The sequence below is a fragment of the Limibacillus halophilus genome, assembly GCF_014191775.1.
In the GTDB taxonomy this organism is placed as follows: Bacteria; Pseudomonadota; Alphaproteobacteria; order Kiloniellales; family CECT-8803; genus Limibacillus; species Limibacillus halophilus.
In genome coordinates, this window is record NZ_JACHXA010000003.1 from 55,381 (window position 1) to 79,567 (window position 24,187).

At 56.5% G+C, this 24,187-nt stretch carries 29 protein-coding genes; 19 read left to right on the forward strand and 10 right to left on the reverse strand.

Annotated elements, in window-relative coordinates; genetic code table 11:
• Window positions 1-57 precede the first annotated feature (57 nt).
• From FHR98_RS05990 to pdeM, 3 genes are all read left to right on the forward strand, one after another.
• Window positions 58-279, forward strand: coding sequence for a hypothetical protein (locus tag FHR98_RS05990; RefSeq protein ID WP_221205757.1), 222 nt, complete (start codon window positions 58-60; stop codon window positions 277-279).
• A gap of 63 nt (window positions 280-342) precedes the next feature.
• Window positions 343-1,230, forward strand: coding sequence for a phytanoyl-CoA dioxygenase family protein (locus tag FHR98_RS16780; protein WP_183415754.1), 888 nt, complete (start codon window positions 343-345; stop codon window positions 1,228-1,230).
• On the forward strand, window positions 1,197-1,925 hold the full coding sequence (gene pdeM / locus FHR98_RS06000; protein ID WP_221205758.1) for a ligase-associated DNA damage response endonuclease PdeM: 729 nt from the start codon (window positions 1,197-1,199) through the stop codon (window positions 1,923-1,925). The genes FHR98_RS16780 and pdeM overlap by 34 nt, the downstream gene beginning before the upstream one ends.
• Window positions 1,926-2,004: 79 nt before the next feature.
• Here pdeM and FHR98_RS06005 read toward each other — a convergent pair whose 3' ends face one another.
• Complete coding sequence (locus tag FHR98_RS06005) at window positions 2,005-2,529, reverse strand: fasciclin domain-containing protein (RefSeq protein ID WP_183416152.1); 525 nt, start codon at window positions 2,527-2,529, stop codon at window positions 2,005-2,007.
• A gap of 204 nt (window positions 2,530-2,733) precedes the next feature.
• Here FHR98_RS06005 and FHR98_RS06010 point away from each other — a divergent pair, with 204 nt between their 5' ends.
• The 4 genes from FHR98_RS06010 to FHR98_RS06025 all read left to right on the forward strand — a co-directional run bounded on the left by FHR98_RS06010 (window position 2,734) and on the right by FHR98_RS06025 (window position 6,422).
• On the forward strand, window positions 2,734-4,212 hold the full coding sequence (locus FHR98_RS06010; protein WP_183415755.1) for a cryptochrome/photolyase family protein: 1,479 nt from the start codon (window positions 2,734-2,736) through the stop codon (window positions 4,210-4,212).
• A gap of 85 nt (window positions 4,213-4,297) precedes the next feature.
• The gene (locus FHR98_RS06015) at window positions 4,298-4,816 is read left to right on the forward strand and encodes a Fur family transcriptional regulator (protein WP_183415756.1); all 519 of its coding nucleotides are present in this window, start codon (window positions 4,298-4,300) and stop codon (window positions 4,814-4,816) included.
• The gene (gene znuC / locus FHR98_RS06020; RefSeq protein ID WP_183415757.1) at window positions 4,813-5,625 is read left to right on the forward strand and encodes a zinc ABC transporter ATP-binding protein ZnuC; all 813 of its coding nucleotides are present in this window, start codon (window positions 4,813-4,815) and stop codon (window positions 5,623-5,625) included. The genes FHR98_RS06015 and znuC overlap by 4 nt, the downstream gene beginning before the upstream one ends.
• A complete protein-coding gene (locus tag FHR98_RS06025; protein ID WP_221205759.1) occupies window positions 5,625-6,422 on the forward strand; it encodes a metal ABC transporter permease in 798 nt (265 codons plus the stop codon). The genes znuC and FHR98_RS06025 overlap by 1 nt, the downstream gene beginning before the upstream one ends.
• Window positions 6,423-6,443: 21 nt before the next feature.
• Here the strand turns inward: FHR98_RS06025 and ppa are convergent, their stop codons facing one another.
• Window positions 6,444-6,983: an inorganic diphosphatase gene (ppa, locus tag FHR98_RS06030; protein WP_183415758.1), complete on the reverse strand. Its 540-nt coding sequence runs from the start codon at window positions 6,981-6,983 to the stop codon at window positions 6,444-6,446.
• A gap of 150 nt (window positions 6,984-7,133) precedes the next feature.
• Between ppa and FHR98_RS06035 the strand changes: the two genes are divergently transcribed.
• The 3 genes from FHR98_RS06035 to FHR98_RS06045 all read left to right on the forward strand — a co-directional run bounded on the left by FHR98_RS06035 (window position 7,134) and on the right by FHR98_RS06045 (window position 9,586).
• Entirely contained in the window at window positions 7,134-7,793 is a 660-nt protein-coding gene (locus FHR98_RS06035) for a rhomboid family intramembrane serine protease (protein ID WP_183415759.1), read from the forward strand.
• Window positions 7,794-7,808: 15 nt separating this feature from the next.
• On the forward strand, window positions 7,809-8,231 hold the full coding sequence (locus FHR98_RS06040) for a hypothetical protein (RefSeq protein WP_183415760.1): 423 nt from the start codon (window positions 7,809-7,811) through the stop codon (window positions 8,229-8,231).
• A gap of 152 nt (window positions 8,232-8,383) precedes the next feature.
• Complete coding sequence (locus tag FHR98_RS06045; protein ID WP_183415761.1) at window positions 8,384-9,586, forward strand: EAL domain-containing response regulator; 1,203 nt, start codon at window positions 8,384-8,386, stop codon at window positions 9,584-9,586.
• Here the strand turns inward: FHR98_RS06045 and FHR98_RS06050 are convergent.
• Window positions 9,583-10,302, reverse strand: coding sequence for a GGDEF domain-containing protein (locus FHR98_RS06050; protein WP_183415762.1), 720 nt, complete (start codon window positions 10,300-10,302; stop codon window positions 9,583-9,585). The genes FHR98_RS06045 and FHR98_RS06050 overlap by 4 nt on opposite strands.
• A gap of 104 nt (window positions 10,303-10,406) precedes the next feature.
• On the opposite strand from FHR98_RS06050, the gene FHR98_RS06055 reads away from it, so the two are divergent.
• The 4 genes from FHR98_RS06055 to FHR98_RS06070 all read left to right on the forward strand — a co-directional run bounded on the left by FHR98_RS06055 (window position 10,407) and on the right by FHR98_RS06070 (window position 13,742).
• The gene (locus FHR98_RS06055) at window positions 10,407-11,876 is read left to right on the forward strand and encodes a DUF8689 domain-containing protein (protein ID WP_183415763.1); all 1,470 of its coding nucleotides are present in this window, start codon (window positions 10,407-10,409) and stop codon (window positions 11,874-11,876) included.
• 201 nt (window positions 11,877-12,077) lie between these two features.
• Window positions 12,078-12,236, forward strand: coding sequence for a hypothetical protein (locus tag FHR98_RS06060; protein ID WP_183415764.1), 159 nt, complete (start codon window positions 12,078-12,080; stop codon window positions 12,234-12,236).
• A gap of 192 nt (window positions 12,237-12,428) precedes the next feature.
• On the forward strand, window positions 12,429-12,881 hold the full coding sequence (locus tag FHR98_RS06065; protein WP_183415765.1) for a CBS domain-containing protein: 453 nt from the start codon (window positions 12,429-12,431) through the stop codon (window positions 12,879-12,881).
• Window positions 12,882-13,067: 186 nt separating this feature from the next.
• A complete protein-coding gene (locus tag FHR98_RS06070; RefSeq protein WP_183415766.1) occupies window positions 13,068-13,742 on the forward strand; it encodes a response regulator in 675 nt (224 codons plus the stop codon).
• 293 nt (window positions 13,743-14,035) lie between these two features.
• On the opposite strand, the gene ftsZ is transcribed toward FHR98_RS06070, so the two are convergent.
• The 3 genes from ftsZ to FHR98_RS06085 all read right to left on the reverse strand — a co-directional run bounded on the left by ftsZ (window position 14,036) and on the right by FHR98_RS06085 (window position 18,497).
• On the reverse strand, window positions 14,036-16,126 hold the full coding sequence (gene ftsZ, locus FHR98_RS06075) for a cell division protein FtsZ (RefSeq protein WP_183415767.1): 2,091 nt from the start codon (window positions 16,124-16,126) through the stop codon (window positions 14,036-14,038).
• Window positions 16,127-16,228: 102 nt separating this feature from the next.
• Complete coding sequence (locus FHR98_RS06080; protein ID WP_183415768.1) at window positions 16,229-17,347, reverse strand: DSD1 family PLP-dependent enzyme; 1,119 nt, start codon at window positions 17,345-17,347, stop codon at window positions 16,229-16,231.
• Window positions 17,348-17,384: 37 nt separating this feature from the next.
• Window positions 17,385-18,497, reverse strand: a complete 1,113-nt coding sequence (locus FHR98_RS06085) for a 2OG-Fe(II) oxygenase (protein WP_183415769.1) — start codon at window positions 18,495-18,497, stop codon at window positions 17,385-17,387.
• A 148-nt stretch (window positions 18,498-18,645) separates the two neighbouring features.
• On the opposite strand from FHR98_RS06085, the gene FHR98_RS06090 reads away from it, so the two are divergent.
• Window positions 18,646-19,059, forward strand: coding sequence for a hypothetical protein (locus FHR98_RS06090; RefSeq protein WP_183415770.1), 414 nt, complete (start codon window positions 18,646-18,648; stop codon window positions 19,057-19,059).
• Between the two features lie 33 nt (window positions 19,060-19,092).
• Here FHR98_RS06090 and FHR98_RS06095 read toward each other — a convergent pair whose 3' ends face one another.
• Window positions 19,093-19,296, reverse strand: coding sequence for a hypothetical protein (locus FHR98_RS06095; protein WP_183415771.1), 204 nt, complete (start codon window positions 19,294-19,296; stop codon window positions 19,093-19,095).
• Between the two features lie 184 nt (window positions 19,297-19,480).
• On the opposite strand from FHR98_RS06095, the gene FHR98_RS06100 reads away from it, so the two are divergent.
• The 4 genes from FHR98_RS06100 to FHR98_RS06115 all read left to right on the forward strand — a co-directional run bounded on the left by FHR98_RS06100 (window position 19,481) and on the right by FHR98_RS06115 (window position 22,452).
• A complete protein-coding gene (locus tag FHR98_RS06100; protein WP_183415772.1) occupies window positions 19,481-20,530 on the forward strand; it encodes a zinc-dependent alcohol dehydrogenase family protein in 1,050 nt (349 codons plus the stop codon).
• A 173-nt stretch (window positions 20,531-20,703) separates the two neighbouring features.
• Window positions 20,704-20,949, forward strand: coding sequence for a hypothetical protein (locus FHR98_RS06105; protein ID WP_183415773.1), 246 nt, complete (start codon window positions 20,704-20,706; stop codon window positions 20,947-20,949).
• 259 nt (window positions 20,950-21,208) lie between these two features.
• A complete protein-coding gene (locus FHR98_RS06110) occupies window positions 21,209-21,793 on the forward strand; it encodes a putative 2OG-Fe(II) oxygenase (protein WP_183415774.1) in 585 nt (194 codons plus the stop codon).
• A gap of 77 nt (window positions 21,794-21,870) precedes the next feature.
• Window positions 21,871-22,452 carry an acyloxyacyl hydrolase gene (locus FHR98_RS06115; RefSeq protein WP_183415775.1) on the forward strand — a complete coding sequence of 194 codons (582 nt, stop codon included), beginning with the start codon at window positions 21,871-21,873 and terminating at the stop codon, window positions 22,450-22,452.
• A 5-nt stretch (window positions 22,453-22,457) separates the two neighbouring features.
• Here FHR98_RS06115 and FHR98_RS06120 read toward each other — a convergent pair whose 3' ends face one another.
• The 3 genes from FHR98_RS06120 to FHR98_RS06130 all read right to left on the reverse strand — a co-directional run bounded on the left by FHR98_RS06120 (window position 22,458) and on the right by FHR98_RS06130 (window position 24,179).
• Entirely contained in the window at window positions 22,458-23,087 is a 630-nt protein-coding gene (locus FHR98_RS06120; RefSeq protein WP_183415776.1) for a trimeric intracellular cation channel family protein, read from the reverse strand.
• Between the two features lie 64 nt (window positions 23,088-23,151).
• On the reverse strand, window positions 23,152-23,865 hold the full coding sequence (locus FHR98_RS06125) for a GNAT family N-acetyltransferase (protein WP_183415777.1): 714 nt from the start codon (window positions 23,863-23,865) through the stop codon (window positions 23,152-23,154).
• 95 nt (window positions 23,866-23,960) lie between these two features.
• The gene (locus FHR98_RS06130; RefSeq protein WP_183415778.1) at window positions 23,961-24,179 is read right to left on the reverse strand and encodes a hypothetical protein; all 219 of its coding nucleotides are present in this window, start codon (window positions 24,177-24,179) and stop codon (window positions 23,961-23,963) included.
• Window positions 24,180-24,187 lie beyond the last annotated feature (8 nt).

Here is a 24,187-nt window from a genome sequence, read left to right on the forward strand (position 1 = left end):
ACAGCGCGAACAAACAGCGCAGGCACGTAAAAAGAACAAGGAAACCGGGGGGCGGTGATGTTCAATTTCCTGAAGCTGAAGGCTCACACCACGGCGTCGGTGACGCCTCATGGCATGGTCACCGAGGTCACCCCGAAACGGATCAGAGGTTGGGCCGTCGGTCGATCATCCGATGGCACGCCACTAGAGGTCGTGGTTAAAGCGGGCGAAATCGAGCTTGGACGTGCGCGAGCCAATTCCGAGCTTAACCAAGAGCAGTTTGAGGAATCGGAAGCCTAGGAGTCGGCAAAGGCTTTCGAAATCATCTGGCCCGAACCGAGGTCGCATCTAACTTTAGAGGTCGTGTTTGCCGAATCCGGCATTCCGCTTTTGGGTAGTCCACGCCACCTGGGCGCGTCGCCCTGGAATCCACCCGATAGCGACTTCGCCGATTTAAGCGAAATTCCAGACGATGATGTGGTTCCGCCCTTGGATAGAACGGAATGTGATGAAAGCGCGCTGACCCAAGATCAACTGCTGTGGCGAAGACAGGGTTACCTCATTCTAGATAGTTTCATGCCGAGTGATCTGGTGGAGAGTTACGCCGAGGCCCGCTGGCGACTGCTGCCGAAGGTGCATGGATGGAACTCAGCAGTCCCTTACATGCACGTTCCGGAGGCCTTGGCACTTTGCACCTGCGCGCCCCTTGCAGCGAAGCTCGAGGAACTCATAAGCGAGCCAATGGGCCTCCACTTGAACCTGACACACTGGGTATCCACACAACGCAATTGGCATCAAGACGATTATCTGAACCCAGAAACCCTCAATAGCTACTACGCTGCGGTTTGGATTGCCTTGGACGATATTCACCCGGATTCAGGGCCGTTCGAGTACGTTCCCGGCTCCCACCGCTGGCCGGTCATGCGTCGCGAGAAAGTTCGCAGCTTGATGCCACCCTATCTGAGGCATGGAGGGTGGCCGAAGTACTCGGAGCCCTTGGTGGTCGCCGCCTGTGAAAGGGAGATCGCCAGGCGGCGAGCCGAAACCAGACAGTTCATTGCCAAGAAGGGTGACGTCCTGATTTGGCATGGCAGACTGTTACACCGCGGCACGGCCCCGAGAAATCCCACGTTGCAGCGGCGCGCCATGATCGCTCATTATAGTGCTATCGATCGCCGCCCTCGTTTTCCGGCAGCCAAGCAGGCAGACGGCGGAGGGTGGTACTTTCCAGTCAACCAGCAGCTTTTCTAACGCCTTTGACCGCACAGGAACATTCCATCCAGCTAAACGGCGCCAACTTGGTGTTGAGGGTTAGCGGCGCACTTTTTTGGCCTGCGCGCGCCACCTTGGTAGTAGCCGACCTGCACCTGGAAAAGGCGAGCAGTTTCTGGCGGCAGGGGCAACTGCTTCCACCTTACGATAGCCAGGAAACTTTGGCGCGCTTGACCGACGAGTTGCGAAACATCAAGCCGGTCAAGCGGGTCATCTGTCTGGGCGATTCCTTCCACGATTCAGAAGCCGGAAACCGTCTGCAACCCGATTCCCGTCGCTGGCTGGAGGCCTGGACATCCCATCTGGAATGGATTTGGATCGCAGGAAACCACGATCCCGACCCGCGCGGTAGCTGGGGTGGGTACGTTATGGAAGAACTGCGCGATGGGCCCCTTGTTTTTCGCCACCAGGCGCAAGCCGGCGGTGTCCTGAATGGAGGAGAGGTTTCGGGGCATTTTCATCCTAAAGCCGCGATTAGGGTCCGCGGCAAGCGCCTGACCGGCCCAGCTTTCATTGAGGATGGGAAACGCCTTATCTTACCTGCCTTTGGGGCTTTGACAGGCGGCCTGGATGTATCCGATCCGGCGATTGCCGGTTTGTTTGAATCAGGGGTCAGGACCCATCTGCTCGGGCGACGCAGCATCGCAACCCTGTCCTCCGGTATTGTTGGGTGAATCCAACCGTCAGGTGCAAAGAAAATGGAGTCCGCTGAACGATAGCGGACTCCATTTAAGGCAACCTTGCGAAGCAGCGTTACATGACCGGTGGCATGATCACTTCATCAACCACATGGATAACGCCATTGTCTGCCCAAACGTTTGCCTGAACCACCATTGGCAGGTTGCCAGCACCGGGGCCAGAGCCGACAAAAACTTGATTACCTAGGCCATTAATATAGAGCTTCTCGCCGTTTGCGGTATCGGCCCAGGTCGTCTTGTTCATGACGGCCTTGGCAGGAACGCGGCCGGGGACGACGTGATAGGTTAGGATTGCTACCAACTTATCCTTGTTCTCAGGCTTAAGCAGCATCTCCACAGTGCCTGCCGGAAGTTTAGCGAAGGCATCGTCGCTCGGCGCAAAGACCGTGAAAGGTCCGTCGCCCTGAAGCGTTTCAACTAGGCCTGCAGCCTGGACTGCGGTAACCAACGTCTTAAAAGATCCGGCTGCGACCGCTGTCTCGACAATATCTTTTCCGGTCATCCGCGGGTCCGACGCTTGCGCCGCGAAACCGCTAAGTAAGAACAGGGCGGCGGCAAGGGCCGCCTTCGAACGAGTCATCGTCTTGATCAATTTTCTCTCCCTTCGTATGGCTACTGTTTAGTGATCGACAGGCTCCCACTGCCGGAAGCGTGTCTGGTCTGGGAACTAACTCGGGAGAGTCGAAGAACAAGCACGGCACTCATAAAACAAACGTGATGAAATAAAGATGATCCAAGGCTCACTTTATTTCGTAGACAGCTGTTTGGCGCGATAGGAGCGGCCATGGTTACGTCCATCATTTGGTTTCGCCGGGACCTTCGCCTTTCCGACAACCCGGCCCTGACTGCCGCAGTGGCTGCGGGCGGGCCTGTCGTCCCACTCTTCATTCTCGAAGACGCAACCAAAGGGGACAACACCTGCAGGGATTATGATTCAGGAACGGGAACCGCCTGTGATTGGTGGCTGCACCATAGCCTCAACGCTCTCGAAGGAGCTCTGAGTGCTCAAGGGATGTCCTTGGTTCTGCGGCGTGGTGACCCGGAACAAATTCTCCGGCAGGTCGTCGAGGAAACACAGGCAGCGGCGATTTTCTGGAACCGCCGTTATGAGCCTGGAGGGATAGAGCATGATCGCAAGATCAAACAGGACTTGCGTCTTCAAGGTCTGACCGTTGAAAGCTTTAACGGCTCGCTTTTGGCCGAACCCTGGTCGGTGAAAACCAAGGCTGATGGCCCATTCAAGGTCTTCACGCCCTTTTGGAACGCACTCCAGCGGAACCGCGGGCAGGTTCCTGTCCAGGCAGCGCCGCGGATCCCACAGCACCCTGCCGTTCGCTGCTTCAGCGAGCGTCTAGATGATTGGCGGTTACTGCCACGCAATCCGGATTGGGCCAACGGCTTTTCCGACGTCTGGCAGCCGGGAGAAGCTGGCGCTCTAGATCAGCTTGTGACCTTTCTGGAGAAAAGCCTTTGTCATTATAAGGAGGGTCGCGACAGGCCCGACCGAGAACAGGTTTCGCGCCTGTCGCCACACCTGCGTTGGGGCGAGATATCACCAAACCAAATCTGGCAGGCAACTTTAATGGCCAGCGAGAAAACCGGGAAAAGCGATGGCTTGCGAGCCGCTGCTTGGGCGTTCCTTCGTGAACTGGGATGGCGGGATTTTTCCTATCATCTGCTCTATCACTGGCCAAGCCTGCCCGCGCGCAACTGGCGACCCGAGTTCGATAAATTTTCCTGGAATCAAGACAGTCGGGCCTTTCAGGCTTGGAGCAAAGGCAACACGGGCTATCCCATCGTTGACGCAGGCATGCGCCAACTATGGGTCAGTGGTTGGATGCACAATCGCGTGCGGATGATCACGGCGTCCTTCCTGATAAAAGACCTGCTGATTGACTGGCGCCAGGGTGCCGCTTGGTTCGCGCAGACGCTCGTAGATGCTGATATTGCAAATAACAGCGCCTCTTGGCAGTGGGTAGCCGGAAGTGGCGCCGACGCCTCTCCGTTCTTCCGGGTGTTCAATCCAATCACGCAAGGGGCGAAGTTCGATCCTGACGGCAGCTATGTCCGAACCTGGGTTCCGGAGCTGTCAGCATTGCCAAAACAATGGATTCACAAGCCCTGGGAAGCGCCCGCCGCTGCGCTCGAGGAAGCGAACGTCCAGCTAGGGAAAAACTATCCTCACCCCATTGTCGATCATGCGACGGCCCGGCAAAGAGCACTTGCGACCTTCGAAGCAATACGCGGGGATCAGCCAGGTTAATCGTGGCCTCACTTGTGTCGGCTTGCTCGGCATACCATTGATGTTATAACATATCAATCAATGCCAACAGGTGAGGATAAAGCCCGTGACTCGGTTCAACACCACTGCTGCAGCCTTCGGCACAACGGAGCACGACCATCAGCGTTGCCAGGAACGGGCTCTGGGTGAAGCCGAAGCGCTCTGTGAAAAACGAGGACTCCGGCTGACCGAGATTAGGCGCGCGGTCTTGGAGATCGTCTGGAACCGCCATGCACCGGTCGGCGCTTATGATATCCTCGACACCTTATCGAATGACCGCGGCAGAATCGCCCCGCCTACTGTTTATCGCGCCCTCGACTTCCTCTTGGTACAGGGTTTGATCCATCGTATCGAGAGCCTGAACGCTTACGTCGGCTGCCCGGTCCCCGGCGAGAAGCATATTAGCCAGTTCCTGATTTGCCGCGACTGTGGTTCTGCCGCGGAGGTAAGCGATCCTGCTATAGATCAGGCAATCGACAGTGTCCTCGCCCACCTCAAGTTCGAGGCAGGACGCCGGACACTCGAGATTGAAGGCCTATGTGGACGATGTCAGGGGCCGCATTCGGAAAAGGCCCGCGGTCAATGACAAGCCCAACCGATGAGGGCCCGGTTCTCGTCACGCTAGAAGGTGTCGGCCTCAGCCTCTCAGGCAACGGAATCCTGAAAGGTTTGGACCTAACGATCGAGCGGCGCGAAATACTGACGGTCGTCGGGCCCAATGGCGCTGGCAAGACATCACTTGCCCGTCTTGTATTGGGATTGGTGAAGCCGACGAGCGGTCGAATAACCAAGCGTAAGGATCTGAAAATCGGTTACGTACCACAGCGGTTTTCCATCGATCCGGTGATTCCCATCACTGTTGCCAGGTTCTTGGCGCTGCCTCGCCCTGCACCGGCCGAAACATTACGCGCCTGCTTGAGTGAAGTTGGCATAGAACGCCTTGTCGATCGCCCGATACAGTCCTTGTCAGGCGGCGAGTTTCAACGCGTCTTGCTTGCCCGCGCGCTACTGCGCGAACCCGACTTGCTGGTCCTCGACGAGCCGGTTCAACAGGTCGATTTCTCCGGTCAAGTCGAGCTTTACGAACGCATTGCGAACCTGCGTGACCGCCACGGCTGCGGCATCCTGCTCATATCGCACGATCTGCATCTGGTCATGGCGCGGACAGACCGCGTGATCTGCCTTAATCATCACATTTGCTGCTCTGGCGCGCCGGAGGCTGTTAGTCAGCACCCGGAATACCTCAGCCTTTTCGGAAAACGCGCCGCCAGCGTCATGGCCTTCTACAGTCACGAACACGATCATCGGCACGGCTTGGCGGGGGAGGTTCTGCCAAAAGATACGCGATCCCATCAGAAAGCCGATCACGGCAACTCGGAAGGGGAGCAGGCCTGATGCTGGACGATTTCATGGTCCGAGCGCTTCTGGCCGGTTCGGGCGTTGCTTTGATGGCCGGCCCCCTGGGGTGCTTCGTCGTCTGGCGGCGCATGGCTTACTTTGGCGACAGCCTCGCGCATAATGCGTTGCTCGGCGTGGCGCTTGGCCTGCTGCTGGGTATCGATCCGTTGATCGGCGTGACGGTCGGCAGCTTGATGCTGGCCGGGTTGCTTTGGCTCATGCAGCGCCAGTCACAACTAGCCGGCGATACAATTCTGGGAATCCTGGCGCACGCCGGTTTAGCATTCGGCGTCATCACACTCGGATTTCTCCCAAACGCGCGCATAGACCTGTTCGGATACCTTTTCGGCGATATTCTTGCCGTTCGGGCAGGTGACATCTATTGGATATACGGGATCGCAGCAGTCGTGTTGTTGCTCGTTCTGCGCTTCTGGCGCTCCTTGCTGCTGGTCACCCTGCATGAAGAGATGGCGGCTGCAGAAGGGCTGCACGTCGGTCGGTTGAAACTGGGGTTTGTTTTGCTGATCGCCATGACCATCGCCGTCGCCATGAAAGTCGTCGGGGTCCTGCTGATTACGTCCCTGTTAATCATTCCGGCAGCCACTGCACGACGCCTGGCGTCAAGTCCGGAGCAGATGGCGGTCCTGGCCACGGCGTGTGCCGCGGCGGCGGTGCTGATGGGGCTCACGGCGTCCTTGTACTTTGACACACCAAGCGGGCCGTCCGTTGTGGCCGCTGCCGCTAGTCTTTTTGCCCTTAGTCTACCGCTTGGCCGTTTTCGCGGCATGACCTAATCAGAGGCGCGGACCGGCCGTTTACTTCTTGAGAGAAGCCTTCTCGGCGGCGATAGCCTTTTCGATGAAGCGTGACGCTTCTTCGGCCTCACCCCAGTGCTGGACCTTAACCCACTTCCCGGATTCCAGATCCTTGTAGTGCTCGAAAAAGTGCGTGATCTGGTCCAAAACAATCTTCGGCAAGCTGCGGTAAGAGCTGACGTTCGTATACCAGGGATGCAAGGCATCCACCGGAACAGCCAAGATTTTCTCATCGAGCCCCTTCTCGTCTTCCATTACGAGAACGCCAACCGGACGGGCCCGTAACACAGCACCAGGCACAACGGGTACGGGCCCAGCGACTAGAACGTCCACCGGATCCCCATCGTCGGCCAAAGTGTGGGGAATGAAGCCGTAGTTACAGGGATAGAACATTGCCGTGTGCAAGAAGCGATCAACGATCATGGCGCCGGAGTCTTTATCCAGTTCGTATTTGACCGGCGCGGCGCCAATCGGCACCTCGATGATGACGTTCACATCCCAGGGAGGGTTTATACCAACAGGGATCTTGCTGACATCCATTGTACTCAGGCTCCTTAAAATACGGCGGCGGTGGCGATCGCGGCGGACAATGCCGCACTGCAACATAGGCCGCAAGAAAAAATCTCTTGAACAGCGGCGGCGGTGACGAAAGGCTGGACACCCTGCTCCCACGCCCTTGGAAAGTACCCGATGACAGAACAAAGCAATGAATTCCAACGCCAACCGATACTACTGGCGCCACCGGCGGTGACTTTTCTGGCGGCGGGAATGATCGCGTTACACGCCTTGTTACAGGTCCTCGGCCCGGCGGCCCAATCGTGGACCTTTCGTAATTTTGCCTTCGTACCTTACGAGTTTTTTGCCCTCTTTGGCGACCGCCAACTCGTTTCCCCGGTGCAAACCACCCTGACTTTGGTGACGCATGCTTTCCTCCACGGCGATTGGGCGCATTTATTGATCAACATGGGTATGTTCATGGCGTTCGGCAGTTTGGTGGAGCGCGCCTACCGGATTCCGGCATTTCTTGCTTTTTTTGTGATTGGCGCCGCTTCCGGCGCACTGACCCAAACTGTATTCGAGGGCGGACAGGCCTTTGTGATGATCGGTGCTTCCGGTGCAGTCTACTGCATGATGGGTGTGGTGGTCCGGTTGCTCTTCCAATCCAAGAACCCGGCCGGACGCAGGCGCGCGGTCGTCCTTGCTGCCGTTCTCATGGCGCTCAATCTGTTCGGCGGGCTGATGGGTGTCGGCGACTTGCTGGCAGGCGCGCAGATTGCCTGGCAGGCTCATTTAGGCGGTTTCGTCACCGGGTTCCTGGTAACCTTCCTGATTCGGCCGAAGGCGCGTTGAGGATCGGGTGAAGCCATGTCAGGAAGATCAGCCCTGTATCGCTTGGCCGTGGCTTTTGCGTTCACTTTCGTCGTGGCAATGGCAGCGCAGCCAAGCTCGGCCAAAGCGGAACGCTATCTGCTAGAGCTATCCGGCGGCACCCTAGCCAACTTCAGCATGACATGTTTTGCGGAGAACGCTGGCCGGCAGACCAGGATACGGCGTCGCGGGTACCTGCCGCAAAGCTACATCATTCATGCGCAATCCCTTCATTGCACCATCGCCTTGCTTGAAAGCCATGATCGTCTGCGTGTCCGCTTGCTCGACGAGAAAGAGCGGGTTATCGCGGAGATGGAACAGCATGCGATCTTTCCCAGAATTACGATCCGCAGTGCCGGGTCGTGGGGGCCCTCCGGCGCCAGCAGGGGTGCCGCGCCGTTTGGCCAGAATGACCCCTGACCGCAGGCATTTTACGACACAGATTAATTTTCGATTGGGTTTTAGCTAATTGTTAAGCAAAGCCCTGTAATGATCTTCGCTGACTTAGAAAACGAAATGGCTTTGAGTTCACCATGATGTCCACCGCACGCCAGGATTTGGCAAGAGATCTTATGACGCCACAAGAAGCTAACGTTCTGATTGTAGACGATAATCCACTCCTGCGGCGGGCAATCTCCACCTGCTTGCGCAAGGCTGGGTTCTCGGCAATCGAACAAGCGGAGAATGGTGCGACAGCAGCCGACAAACTTGGTCATTGTCCCGTCGATGTCATCATCTGTGACATCAACATGCCGGAGATGGACGGCATCGAATTTATCAGGCACCTGGCGGAGATCGACTTTCCAGGCGGCCTCTTGATGGTTACCGGTGAAGAAGAAAGCCTTGCTTCCACCGTTTCAAGCATGATCCATGCTTGTCGGATCGACTTTCTAGGGTTGCTACTGAAACCATTCGATACGGCGGACCTGCTCAGACTCCTGGCGGCCTACGAACCCAAGCGCGTGAAGGGCCGCCGCGGTGGACCAAGACAATTGAGCAAAGAACAGGTAGTCGCGGAAATGGACAGTTCGCTTGATCTGTTCATGCAGCCAAAGGTTTCACTGCGTACCGGCGCGGTGACGGGGATTGAGTTCTTGGCCCGCTGGCGAACGGATGAAGGCAAGTGGCTGACACCTGCCAGTTTCATCCCGACCTGTGAAGAAAATGGCTTGATGGATCAGTTGACAGAACGGGTCATCGACCGGGCGTTTGAGATCGCTAAAAGCTTGGGCGATGGTCAAGACACGCCATTCTTTGCGATCAACATCAGTGCGGCCACCTTGGTCGACCTGACTTTCCCCGACCGATTGCAAGCAAAAGCTCGGAAATTCGACCTTTCGCTAGACAACTTCATTTTGGAAATAACTGAAGCCAGCATCCTAGGAGATCTGCGTCGCAACTTCGAGGTGCTGTCTCGTCTTAGATTGAAACGTATCACCTTGGCTATCGATGACTTTGGTACGGGCCATTCTACCTTGACCCAGTTGCAGCACGTGCCCGCCAGCGAATTGAAACTGGATCGATCATACGTATCGTTGGCGCTTGCCGATCACCGCTCCAGAGCCATTCTTGAGAGCGCCGTCAGCCTTGCGCGCAAGCTGGGGATGCGAACCGTTGCCGAAGGCGTGGAAACGAAGGACATCATGAATTTAACGCGAGATCTGGGCGTGGACGACTTGCAGGGATTCCTGATTTGTCCGCCCATCAGCGAGAAGGATTATATCGATTGGCGCCAGGATTGGACGACCGACAAAAAGCGCTTCTTTGCGGCTTAGCGGCGGAACAGGCGATTATACAGCTTCTTGTTCCGATAAAAGGTGGCGTCCGCACGCGCAAGGATGCTTTCCGGCATCGCAGTAGGGTCAAGCCACTCGACGCCAAAGGTAATGCTAAGCGGGACCTTGGCGCCGCTATCGGGGTCCGTAATGGGGTTGGATTGAATCAGTTGCTTAAGCTCGGACATTTTCCGGTCGGCAGCCATGACGTCGGCCTCCACCAGCAGAAGGCCGAATTCATCGCCGCCAAGCCGCCCGAAAACATCGGACCCACGAATTTCCGCCAGCACCGAATCCACAATCGTCTTGAGTGCAAGATCGCCAACGGGATGGCCGTAGGTATTGTTGATGGCCGACAAGCCGTCCAGGTCGAAATAACAGAAGGCCGCTTTGATCCCGTGGCGTTTCGTGTATTGCTGGGCGCGCTGACACTCCCGCAGAAAAGCTCTGCGATTGAGGATCAACAACAACGGATCAAGATCAGAAAGCCGTTGAAGCTCCGCAACTGCTTCACGAAGCTCTCGATTCTCAGCGCGAAGCTCGGCATTCTCCCGCTCCAACGCTTCTTGGTCCCGTGGTTCGGGCGGACACGCAACGTCTTCAGTTTCTGGCAAATCCGAGGGGATATCGCCTTTTCTGCGCTGCCGGCTAAACAAATTGTGCAACCGCGCGCGCGCGGGCTTGCGCCCCGCTACAGGCAAGCTTTTCAAAACCATCCCCTGTCATCCTTTCGCCCGCATTATGTCTACAGATACAATACAGTACAATATGGCGAATTGCCGAACCGCCTTTAGCGGAATTAATCGAGGGGAAAAACGATATGCGCATCGGTGAGCTTCTAGTTGCACAGGGTTTGATCAGCGACGAACAGGTCGAAGCTGCACGTCAGCGCCAGCTTGCCGAAGGCGGTCGCCTTGGCGACAATCTCGTGGCAGTAGGCGCTATATCGGCAGAAGCGTTGGATCGCTTCTTTCAAGAAGCGCCAGCCGAACCGATGAGCGTGGCCGAGACCGGCCTCCGCGACACAAAGATTACCGAGCTTTTGCTCAAGACCATGCTGTTGCAGAAACTGGAAACCGCCAACCAATGCGTTGAAGCTTTGAAGCTTCCCTTCACGGTAATCAATATAATTCTTGAACGAGCGGTTGAGCAAAGATTGCTTGAAATTCTGGGGTCAACCGGCTCTTCGGCCTCCAGCCAGTTTCGCTATGCGCTAACAGGCGCCGGCAACCAGTATGCGTCCGATGCACTGGAGAGAAATCAGTACATCGGGCCGGCGCCGGTGTCGATATCCGCATTCTGCTACCGCGTCCTACGGCAGAAAATCAGCAACGCACATATCCCGCAGGAAAAGATTACCAATGCCTACAATGATCTGATCGTACCCGATGCTTTGTTATCGGAGCTCGGTCCGGCCATCAATTCCGGCAAGTCGATGCTGCTCTACGGCGCACCGGGCAACGGTAAGAGCTCGCTGGCCGAACGCATGAACAAGATGTTTGAGGACATTATCTATATTCCCCACGCGGTTGATATCGACGGCGAGATTATCAAGATCTTCGACCCCTCGCTGCACTTCCCCATCAAGGTAGAGGAAAAGCCGAACAACTCGATCCTGAAAGATACCTCAATCGAGAAAGAGACGTTGGATAAGCGCTGGATCGCGGTGCGCCGCCCCCTGATTATCGTTGGCGGCGAGCTGACCTTGGAGATGCTGGACCTGCAGTACAACAATGCCAGCGGGTTCTATGAGGCTCCGCTTCATATGAAAGCGCTGAACGGTATCATGATGATCGACGATTTCGGGCGCCAATTGGTGGCGCCGGATCACCTCCTCAATCGTTGGATCATTCCACTGGAACGCCGCGTCGACTACCTGAAGCTACATACCGGCCGGACGTTTGAAATTCCGTTCGATGCTCTCGTCATCTTCTCTACGAACCTGACGCCGGAAGACCTCATGGACCCGGCCTTCCTTCGGCGCATTCCCTACAAGATCGAAATCGAAAGCCCGGCGGCAAGTGATTTCCAACGCATCTTCAAGGCCGTTGCCAATGCCAACGGTCTGGAGTTCCCCGATGGCGCCATAGAGTATGTTGGACAGATGATCCAATCCAACGGCATGCCCCTGGCCGCCTATCAGCCGAAGTTCGTCATCGAACAAGTGCTGTCAGCCTGCAAGTATGAAAGCCGGCCACCGACCGTTGAACGATCACTGATTGATAGAGCCTTAAAGAATCTATCAACAAAAAAGATGCATGCTACGGCGGACGCGCCACAGGGAATGTAGTGTTTTTATGTTTTGTTTCAGTACGTTATTTGCACAATCCGGAAAACAATTAATAAGAGAAATAATGATTTTCCGGAAAATTTTAGGCGCTTGTTTAAGCCTTTGTTAAGCAAGCCTCACGAATAATGACAAACATGGTGGTGACAACGCCACCGTTGCCAAAAAGCGCCCTTGAGGCGTAGGCGCGTGAGGAGAAGCAAAATGGGTTTGGAAATTGTCATAGCAGCCGTTGGCGCAGGGCTTCTGTTGCCACCGCTATTTGATACCCGCGGGCCGATGGCCGTCCGCATGGTGTTCTTATTGGTGGGAGGCGGTGCGATAGCTTTCGGATTGACCCAAGACGTTGGGGCCCTCTGGTAGTCACTTTCCTCCCTAGCAACGTAGAAGAGCCGAAGCCGGTGGACCGAAAGGGCCATCGGCTTTCGCCTTTGTAGGCCTTCGCTTGACCTTTCCCCCCAGGACGCCCGAAACTAGTGCCGAGCTAAACATGAAACCATTTCCAAAGAGTTTCATGTAACAATGAGGCTAGGCATATGGCGAGGGAGGAACAAGATGGAACGTCACATCGTCCCGGGAATCGTGTCCGACCAGGCACTCAGTCTTCTATCCGCGAACGACACCGTACAAGAAGCCGTCGAGATCATGACGACACGCAAGATCGGCGCCGTGCTGATTGTCAATGACGATGGAAGCCTGGCCGGTATATTCACCGAACGCGACGTCGTCGCACGTGTAGTACATCAAGGTAAGGATAGCGCCGCAACAACGCTGGGCGAGGTTATGACGCCGGACCCAGAAAGCGTCCGTCCTGAAGATAAGGCCCTCACCGCCCTTGAAAAGATGAGCCGACGCGGATTTCGCCACCTGCCCGTCATCGCAGAAGATGGGAGCATTGCAGGCATAGTCTCTATACGTGACCTCTACTCGGCCGTGCTCCAGGAGTTGGAGGAAGATGTCCGCCAGCGAGATCAACTCATCTTCGATACCGGTTACGGAAGTGGGTAAAACTAGTTAAAATACAAACTGACAATTTGGAAAGTTTTTAAGGGGGCGGCAACACACTGATTTTTCACAATAACTCCAATCATAAATATTGAAATTAATACTGACTCCTAAATCCAGCGTTGCAGTCATTAATAGTTTGTTAACTATTCTGGCGCATCTTAGGTCTATAAGAAATTGGAGGCTGTGTTGAAGGAATCCTCTGCCCCCGTAACGGCACCAGAACACCAAGATGAAGGCTCGCGGGAAGAACTGCGCAAAGCTCATGGAAAACTGCGTCTTGCGGCAAAAATCGCCCAGCGCATGGAAAGCCTTCAGAGTTCGATCATTGGTGTGCCGGCCGGCAGAGCGAAGGAAAACACGCCCAAAAACGTAGACGGTATTCGGGAAGACGCTCACCAATCAGCCCAGATACTGCGCCGCATGATGCCCGTCGCCGCAGATACCACAAGCAACGCATCGAGTGACGATCCGGATTTGTCGGAACTTTGCCGAGGCCGGCGCATTCTCTTGGCCGACGATGACCCGATGGTTCTTAGTTCGGCCCGCATGGCCTTGATGGATGCAGGCTTTAGCGTGGTTAGCTGTTCATCCGGCGAGGAGGCCTGGAAGGTTTTCTCTAAAAGCCCCAAATCGTTTGACCTGCTGCTTAGCGATATCTCCATGCCGTCGCTCGATGGCGCCAGTCTCGTACAGCAGGCACGCCTGCTGCATCCGCACCTTCGCGTGATATTGATGTCAGGATACTTCGACGAGCGTTCAGCGGCCGATCTGGTCCGCGGCGGCAAAGGTTCCTTCCTCGCGAAGCCATTTGGGTTATCGCAACTCGTGGATGAAGTGCGCGCGAGGTTGCTGGCGTCCTGATCGACGCCCCACCTCTATCTTAGATTCCTGCCAACTCGCATCGCCGTCCAAGCTTTTAGTCAAGCCTGTTCACAGACCATGCCGGCCGCCACTTTGCGGCCCTTATCAAGTGAGCCTGCGGATCGATTGATTCGCCGTTAACCTTAACCTGAAAACCGTCGTGAAACTGCCAGGTGGTGACTTCCTTCGCCTACCCAACATTCAAAAGAAAACAACCACCCAGAAAGGGCAATTTCCTGGATGGTTGCTTCTCCCGTGCAGTCATCGGGGGCGGAAAAGGGTAAAGCTCTACTTTAGGCGTGCGAAGCGCCTTCTTCGCTATCGGGATAACCGTGTAGTCGGTTCAAGCGATCGAGGACCTTGCGTCCGGTATCGATGCTGCGCCGATTGGTCGTCCCGCCACTAATCGGGTTCAGCGACCGCAACAAGTTTCGGATCGCGCCACCTTTGGCTGGTTTAGCAGTTTCCGGAGCGCCACTGGAACCGCCACTGTTCTGATCCTCGTCGTCGTCGTCCGTCTCTGATCTGGAGGGTTCGTCGGTGGCAGGGATCGAAGCGGAGGCTTCAACCGGAATCGTCGCCCCCTCTTGCAAAAACGAAGGCACTGGGTCGCTATCGGGCGCTCCATTCGCGACCGCGTTATCTTCGTGACCTAAGTCATCATCCCGCGCCAAGTCAGACTGCGCCGCGATTTCGGGATCCTTTTCGGATTCCGGTTGTGCGATGCCAGCCGTCATTTCCGCGCCGCTATCCATTGCCGTTTGGCTATCTTCCGAAGTAGACGCCAGATCACCGGCAACGGCTGCATGACCGTTCAGTTGTGAAAGGACAGCAGCTGAACCATTCGCAGAACCGTTTACCGGCTTGTCCGAAACCGCTTTTTTGGGCCCCAGATACTTGCGTGTGATCCAAGCGGTTACGTCTTCGACTAAAGCCTCATCGACGACTTTCTGGCGCGATTCACCGCCGGAGACCGGCGGCATCGGTGTAACCGTGTGGCGTGGCTTCTCCGGCTTATTTTCAAAGAAAGCCGCGCCATTGGCATGGTTTTTGCCCCAGTCATCGTCGCCGAATGGGTCCAATTTGCGCAGCGTGTTCCCGTCAACGAAGCTACCAAACTCCGACGCTGATTCCCTACGCGCGTCGCCATTCTTATATGGCTTGTCATCGCTGGCCCCACGCAGCGGCAGCGGTTGCGGATTGATGGACGGCTTTTCCGGCGCCCAGGCGTCCCAGCTATCGTCACTATCCTGGTCGCCATCGATTCCATGACCGTTCAGGGCCTGATCATCGGCTGGCTCGCCATTCAGGGAACCTCCTGAGAACTCTCCAAAGTCGCCGGCCGAAGATACGGATTCCGCCGTGTTCGGCTCCACAATCATCGCCTGATCAAACTCTGCGGCGGGCGCCACTTGGAGTTCCGGTTTTATTGTTGCGGAATCAAACCCGGTAGCCACGACCGAAACCCGCAGTTTACCTTCCATGGCGTCGTCAAAGGTCGAGCCGAAGATGATGTTGGCTTCCGCATCGACTTCTTCGCGGATGCGGTTGGCCGCCTCATCAACTTCAAACAGTGTCATGTCCGGACCACCGGTGATGTTGATGAGAACGCCCCTGGCCCCTCGCATGGTTATATCGTCGAGCAACGGGTTAGAAATGGCGGCTTCTGCTGCTTGTACGGCACGCCCCTCGCCTTCGCCTTCACCCATACCCATCATGGCTTTGCCCATCCCGGCCATCACCGAACGGATATCGGCAAAGTCGAGATTGATTAGGCCGTTCATCACGACAAGGTCCGTCACATTGCGGACGCCGGAGTTCAGCACCGCGTCCGCCAGCTTGAAGGCGTCCTTGAATGTCGTCTTCTCATCACAAATTCGGAACAGGTTCTGATTTGGAATGATGATCAATGTATCGACGTGGCGCGCCATTTCTTCCAGGCCCTTTTCCGCCGAGCGCATACGATGCACGCCTTCGAACTGGAAAGGTTTGGTGACAACGCCAATCGTGAGAATACCGAGTTCGCGGGAAATCCGTGCAATGACGGGCGCCGCTCCAGTGCCTGTGCCGCCGCCCATGCCGGCGGTGATGAACACCATGTTGGCGTCCTGGATGGCTGCCTTGATTTCCGCTTCTGATTCCTCTGCCGCCTCAGCGCCGATCTCAGCTTTCGAACCTGCGCCCAGCCCAGCGGTCAATTTATGGCCAAGCTGAATTCGGCTTTTGCACGAAGAATGCTCAAGAGCCTGTGCATCGGTGTTCGCCACCACGAAATCAACGCCTTCAAGTTGGCTGGCGATCATATTGTTGACGGCATTCCCGCCAGCGCCACCGACGCCGATGACAGTTATGTTGGGTTTCATCTCTTGCTCATGTTGCGTCATATCCGACGCTCCCTTTTGCCCTGGCCGCTCTCGCCGCAGCCTTTACCCCTTCTTCCCTATAATGACTCACTTGGGTTAATAAGGATTTAACGTCGGTGGGCGTTATGACAGCGCACCGCGGGCCGACACGGGCCAAATTCGCTCTACACGGTCGTTTCGCACCCCTACGAACCAATCATAAAGATTAACCGTGGGGTCACAATGTCCGGGAATCAGCCTCACTCGGTCGCCCAAAGCCAACTTTTCATGTGCAGGTATTGTTAGGGTTCCATGCTCATCGGACGGCCCGGAATAGATAAAATCAGACCTATCGGCCACCGTAGGAGGACCGGAATCGAAAGCCAATGCCTTCAAACCGGCATCGAGAACGGCCTTTCCAGAATGCGCAACGCTCATGACGCTGGACAAAACGAAGAGGCTGTTTTCAAACAGCGCGTAGGGTGTGCCACGCGTATCGCGATTGCGACCATAATCCGCATCCATGAAAATGTAGGACCCGCATTGCAGTTCGGTCCAGATCGGGTACTCAATGTCTTGTAAGAGCGTTCCCGTTCCGCCACCGGTGACGGTCTGGCAAACCAGACCCCGCGCTTCAATATCCGCTTTCGCCGCCTCGGCAAGATTCGCAGCTTTGGCCACGGCGGATTGACGTTCCTGCACTGATCGCAAGTGCTGCGCGCTTCCGTGATAGGCTTGTATCCCGGCAAACCGGAGAGCCGGGCTATCAGCGGCGGCGGCGGCAAGACTGCCGGCCAGGTTCGGCGTCACGCCGCAACGCCCGCCACCTACATCCACTTCAACCAAAACCGATACAATACTGTCTGCCTCCTCGGCGGCCTGGTTCAAGCTTCTGAGGTTTTCGATATCGTCCACGCAAACAGTCAGGCGCATCGAACGTGCCAGCTTGGCAAGGCGCCTTTGCTTCCGCTTGCCGACGACTTCGTTTGCGATCAGGATGTCGCGTACGCCGCCCTGCCATAGGATTTCTGCCTCCGACAGTTTTTGGCAACAAATGCCAACAGCGCCCAAGGCCATTTGATCCAATGCAATGACGGGTGACTTGTGCGTCTTGGCGTGAGGGCGCAAAGCCTTACCTGAGTCGCCGACAATACTGGCCATCAGGCCAAGATTCCGCTCATAGGCGTCCAGATCGACGATCAAGGCAGGGGTGTCGACCTCGCTGAGTTCATCGCCAACTCTCGCTGGAAGTTGTTGAACCACCTCCACGTCCTCCTAACTGCATGAAAACTTCGACAGCCTATCCTGGGGTCGATTTAGTGCGTCCGGCACCCCAGATACCGATTGGGCTCAGGTTCGCAGATTTTTGAGGGCGACGCAGAAAACTCAACAACGTGAACCGATGCCCTTTGGTGACAGGCGTCGCCTCGTGTATCAACGAACAGGGGAACAAAATCGCCCCACCGCGCGGCGGCGCATAGTGGGTAGGTCCGTACTCCGGAAAATGCAGACCGCCCCCTTCATAGTCATCCGTGTTGAGATTCAAAGTCATCGCGAACAACCGGTCCTGCGTTTCCTTTGTCGTATTGTCGCGGTGCGGTCGAAAGTAGTCGCCGCGCTCGGCAGCGTAGCAAGTCACGACGAAGTGATCGAAAGCAAAGCCTTCAAGCCCGAAGCTCTTGCTCAATTCCGGCGCAATTCTGCGCCCGATCAACTGCGAAAGATCCCGCGCTACCGCTGCGTCTGTGATCCTGTGATCCCGCCGCTTTTTCGTTTCATGCGCCACCAGCACTTTTGCACGCCCCTGCGCATCACGGCTTTGCGCAAGCCCTTCGACATGCCCCAGCTTGTGCCAACGCTCAATTAAGGCGTTGCAGGTAGCGTCATCAAGCACGTTGGGGACGATCAAGACAGGGGCAACACTGTTAAGCGTTCCCGTTGGTCCAAGCCTGGGATGCTTCTCGCTGCTGGCCAACGCCTTTGCCGGAACCTGCGCATCCGGTGCCCCAAGGTCTTCCAAGACCCGTTGATTTTCATCCAGGAGCAGAGCCAGGGCCTGGTCTGGGCCGCGCCCGAAGGCTCCGGCCAACGCGGGATAGACCTTCCTCTCTAGATCTTGAAACACCATGAATGACGGCTGTCTGGAGAGCTTTGAGATATCCGCCCGGATGGTGGCCTCCGCTCCCACGAGTAGCAGAAATGGATCGATGTCCGCCTTTGTCAGTGCCGGCAGGGCTGCCTCTATTCCTTCGATCACCTCGACAGCCGTCCCCTCGCCTGCCGGGTGCAGCACCAGAAGGTTTCGCTTGCCGCGGACCTTGTCGTAGAAGACCCAGAGCTTGTCATCCAGCCCCGGTAAAAGGAAATTTGGAACGCGATCGCCACGTGTCAGGGCTGCATTTCCAGCTTGCATGCGGATATTCCTTTCGATCACAAATGCCGCATGATGCTGGTAGCATGTCCCTAAGATAAGGCCAAGCCACCGGTGGCACGGCCGACCACCGGCCGGTAGGTTTGGGTTTGCGGAAGCTTGCCGGAATTAACCTAAGCGAGGAAAAGCCATGCCCGTTGGATCCAGAAAGAACAAAGCAGTCTTCGGTAATCGAGGCGCCCTGTCGGTTTTGTTTAAGCGCAGTCTGATTGCAGGCTCACTGCTTCTGCCTGCCATCGTGCAACCAGCGCTGGCGGAACTAGCGCACTACGATTGCACCTGGACCGGTCGCGTAGGGCAGCCTTTCAGCATGACCTATGCCGACGGCACGACCTATATCGAAGGCAGTCTGGGTGTCTTCGGGCAGATCGCACCGACCGAGAAAACCGAAACCACCTACCGGGCGGCGCTTGAGCTGCCCGGCGGCGTCTTCGCGATCGAATGGCCAAAAAATGGAGGGGCAGCAAGAGTTGCCGTGATCAACCTGAAAGATGAGATTCAGGGAGGCCACCCGCAGGCCGCTCAATGCACGCTATCTGAGTAGCACATTGCCGCGCTAGAACGGCGACTACATTAATCAGGCCTCGTCTGCTTCGCCCCCACCGGAGGCTCCGAACGACGAACCGGTTGGGTCTTGTTCGACCACGTCGGCAACGGCTGCGAAGATTCGCGCCTCTTCTCCAAGCTGCTCCTGCAGCCCTGGGTTTTGTTCACCTACCGAGTTGAAAAACTCAGCGGCGTGGCGTAGCAAGCGCGCAGCAATTTCGGCGTTGGTCGCCATAGCGATCCTCCGTCATTTTGAAGTTAGAGTTGCTAGGAAGAGGCAAACCCTAACAGCCCAAACAATCGGGGTCGATGCTTAATTCCCCCCATCCTGCACCCGAGGCCACTCTCGCTCGACAAGCAAGAGTGAATGATCGAAGCTTGCGCAGTGATGGCTAAAAAATCCTCCAGGAGGCTGAGACGTGAAGGCTGCATTGTTCGAGGCGTTTCGTGGGCCGCTTCACGTTCAGACCGTCCCTGATCCGGACTGCCCGCTAGACGGAGTCGTTGTTTCGGTGGAAGCCTGCGGCGTCTGTCGGTCTGATTGGCATGGCTGGACCGGCGCCGATCCGGACGTCCAAGCACCGCATGTGCCAGGGCATGAGTTTGCCGGACGCATTGTCGAAGTCGGCCCTGAGTGCCGGAACTTCAGTCTCGGCGATCGGGTGACGGCCCCCTTTATCCTGGCATGCGGCCAGTGTCCGGTTTGCCGGGCTGGCGACCCGACGATCTGTGCTGACCAATTCGTTCTTGGTTTTTCTGGATGGGGCGCTTTCGCTCAGTTGGCCGCCGTTCCCCATGCCGATTTCAATCTCGTGACGCTGCCGGAAACCATGAGCTTCGACGAAGCCGCTGCCATGGGCTGCCGCTTCACAACCGCCTATCGTGGTCTGGTCGAACGCGCAACCTTGAAACCGGGCGAATGGCTGGTCGTCCACGGGTGCGGCGGTATCGGTCTATCGGCGGTGATGATCGGGGCGGCGATGGGAGCCTCCGTCTTGGCGGTCGATATCGACGATGCCAAACTCGCTCTGGCGCAGGACCTTGGCGCTACTCTTCTCTTGAATGCGCGAACGGCTGATTCCGTCGGCGAAAGTGTGAGGGATATGACCGGTGGCGGCGGTCACGTCTCCGTTGATGCCTTGGGTGTCACCGAGACGTTCAACAACTCGCTGTACGGTTTGCGTCGGCTGGGCCGCCATGTGCAGATTGGCATGCCAACTGATCAACACGCCCGCCCGACCCTGGCATTGCTAGATCTCGTTTACTCACGCCAGCTAACGCTCCTGGGGACCCGCGGCATGGCCGCACACCGATTCCCAAGCCTCCTTGATATGGTTACCGCCGGACGAGTCTCTCCGGGACGCCTTGTCACAAACCGCATCTCACTCGCTCAAGCCGGCAAGGCACTCTCAGAAATGGACGATTTTAAAGGTTCCGGCATTACTGTAATCACCGACTTTAACAACTAGTCACAATATCTTGATGCTTTTGATATTTTTAACACTATTTATGGTGCGTTTTTGATCAAATTCGCCTATGATTCTATGAATGTCTGTCTATGAAGGTTACTAGGTCGATGTACGATAAGCGTCTTAATAGACCGCGAACGACCCTTAGGAGAGCCTTTTCGAAGCAGCGACAGATGCTTCGCACCGTGTATTTTTCGATCGCCGGATTGGCGCTGGCCATTTCAGTCGGCACGTACGAAACGATTGACCGATTCCAGACGGCGAGCGATCAGTCGCTGAGGGACGTGCTGGCGATTGAACCGGCAGCCGGGCCCGCCAGCAACGACAGCAAAGTCAATCTCGCGTGCCAGGAAACGCCCCCCGATCCGAATGCCAAGCCGAAGCAGGATCGTGACTGTCCCGCGGTGACCAAGCCCTGAGCAACTGACGCCTTGCTTTCCTCGGTAACGTTAAATTCACGTAATATTACACAAACGTGATCAGCGCGGGCATTCCTTTTGTAACGAATGTTCTACATTCTGAAGAACACCACTTACCGCTGGAGTTCGTTCAGGAATGCCACTGCGCACATGGAGATCCCCCCCTCCGCGCACGCCTTTCGCCCCGAATTGGACAGTGCCTCTTTTTATCGAGGAACTTTCCGATCCAGCGGTGAATCGCAAGATTAGAAGCGTTGTCTTGTCGAAAGAACAGCAATTGCGCAACGATATAGAACCCATTCCCATTTCGGGAATTGATGATGGGCTGACGTCGCGCTGGCATGGTTTCAATATCTTTACTTGGCAAGAACCCTGCATGCGGCGGTTCCAAAAGTTCGTCAAGAACGCTTACATTAAGCTTCTGAAGGAAACCCACGCACCGCGCACCCGCTGCTACATTCAGGGTTGGGCGAACGTCGTGCGCTCTGGTGAGCGGCTTTCTCCTCACTCCCATGATCAGTCGCCCTTCAGCTATTTATCGGGCAACTACTGTGTCACCTCCCAGGACTCTGCGACAATCTATTACCCGCCCTATGTCTACGCAGGCTCATTGGACCCGAAGACCAGCATAGCGATCAAGAATCGCCCCGGCATGCTCACGATCTTTCCCAGCGGCATCTTTCATGAAACCTCGATCCACAAGGGTGACCAGGAAAGGATCACGCTGGCTTTCGATATCTTCCTGGAAGACGTGGACCCGCGCGGCCGCGCGGGCCATGAAGGTACGCACATCCTCTTTGATGACCCGCAAGAGCCTGTCGGTGGGAGCCCTCTGCGAAACTGAAGCTGTATCTAGAGGTTGGATTCCACCACTTCGCTGCGTTACGTTGTTTTGATCTTAAAACACGGGGGGCACGAAACATGAGAAAAACATTCTGGACTGCATTAGCCATATCCGCTGTCTTGGCGTCGGGAGTGGCATCCCAGGCGCAAGCCCGAGCCCAGCAAGTATGGGGCATGGGTATCGCCGCGTCGGCGATCGCGCTTTATGGACTCATCGCCGACCAGGAACGGGACGATGGGAATTATGCAACGTTGGGCGGTGGCTGGTACGACGCGATTGACACTGTGGACGAAGCTGGCGAGGCCCATCTCGAATTCCGGCCCGGAGTTTCGATTTGGAAGCTGCAACCATTGCTGGGTGTCGGTGTCACGACCGACGGCTCCGTGATGGCGTATGCGGGCGGGCGCTTCGATGTTTTCCTGGGCGATGATCTCGTGTTGTCTCCCAGCTTGGCACCGGCGGTCTATGCAGAGGGAGACGGCAAGGACCTGGGATCGAACGTGGTCCTGCGCTTCGCCATCGACGCTCAATATAAGCTGGAGAACGATTCGCGCGTGGGATTGGGTATGTATCACATGTCCCATGGCAATGTTTTCGGCGACGATAATCCCGGCGTCGATACGCTGTTTCTCAGCTACACGATTCCCTTCGGGCGTTAATTTCTTCAGCCGCTGCCTGGACGTGGCGGACGCGGTTTGAAACCCGGCAACGACAGTCCGTAAACAATGCCCCCTGCCCGAATGGCGAAAGCCATCAAGAATCCGAGCATCGCGGCAATAGTGACGCTCGTCCCCAGCTCCACCAAAAGGATGTGAACCAAGGCGCCTATGGCGGCTGCGCTCGCGTAGACTTCAGACTTCAAGATCAAGGGCTTTTCGTTACAGATGACGTCGCGCAACAGACCGCCGAAAGTTGCCGTCATCACCCCCATAACCAGCGCAACAGGTGCCGCCGCCCCTGCCTTCAAGGCCAAGTGCGCGCCCATGACGGCATAGGTCGAAATACCAACGGCATCGGCCCAAAGCACGACCACATACCGGCGCTGAATTGCGGGTGCAACAAAGTAAACGAGGAGTGCGACGGTCAGACAAACAAGGATATAGCGGGGATCGTCGACCCAAAACACCGAACGCTCGAGAAGGAGGTCACGTAGCGTACCGCCGCCAACGCCGGTAACACTCGCCATCAAGCCAAAGCCGATCAGGTCCATTTGCTGCCGAGAGGCAACCAACGCTCCGGTCAAAGCGAAGACTGCTACCCCTAAAAGGTCGAGCCAGACCGCGTAACCACCCATCTTACCCCCCCCCCGCCTAAATCTAAAGGATCAACCGCAAGGGAAGCACCGCTACCTGGTAGGATCAAGCCTCTGCCGGGAAACAGTCCGACAAGGAACGCTTCTGCTGCCCATCGGCGTTAAAATTTCCGGGCGACAGCCAGCTCTCGAAACCCCGTTTCAGGCGGGGCCATTCGCTGTCGAGGATAGCGTACCAAGCCGTGTCTCGGTTTCGCTGCTTGTAGATCGTTGCCTGCCTGAAAACACCCTCGAACCGGAAGCCCAAACGCTCGGCCGCACGCCTTGAGCCCTTATTCAGTGAATCACATTTCCACTCGTATCGGCGGTAACCCAGCTCATCGAAAACGCGGGCCATCATAAGGTACATGGCCTCAGTCGCCGCGGCGCGGCGCTGCAAACGGGGTGAGAAGTTGATGTGCCCAACCTCTATGACACCGACCGCCGGGGTGATTCTCAGGTAACTGGCAACCCCGATTGGCTTGCCGTCGGCCGCGTCTATAATCGTATGGAATAATGGGTCCTCGCCCGATGCGTCACTTTCAATCCAGGCGCGAAACTCGGATAAGCTCGCGAACGGTCCGTAAGGAAGGTAGGTCCAAATACGGTTTTCCTTGTCCTCACAAAACGCATCATAGAGCCCGGCGGCGTGACGGCCCGCGGACAGGCGTTCCAGTTTGCAGAATCGGCCGTCCATAGTGGCCTCGCCGGGCGGCGCGGCTCTGGGCTTCCAACCCGACAGGGCCTCTCCGATCTCCTGACCCAGTTCATTTCGTGGCATTACCGTCTCCATGCTGCACTGCTGTGCAACTTGCCCCTTCGCGGGGCCCTGGGAAAAGAGCCAATCCGATAGAATTTATCGGGCCACTAACGCACTCAATCTCGCGTTCGGAACCGCCAGATGAAGTAACCTGCAACACCGATTGCCAGGAGTTCGACCGCGACCAAGCCAAAATCCACACGGTGATTAGCCGGAATCTCGAACAGGAATGCATAGGTAACAGGTGCTTCCGGAACCATCCCCGAGTCCTGGACCAAGCGAACAGGTGGAAAGAGAATCGCCAGCACGCCAAAGACCGCGGACAAGCGTTCCACAGATTTTT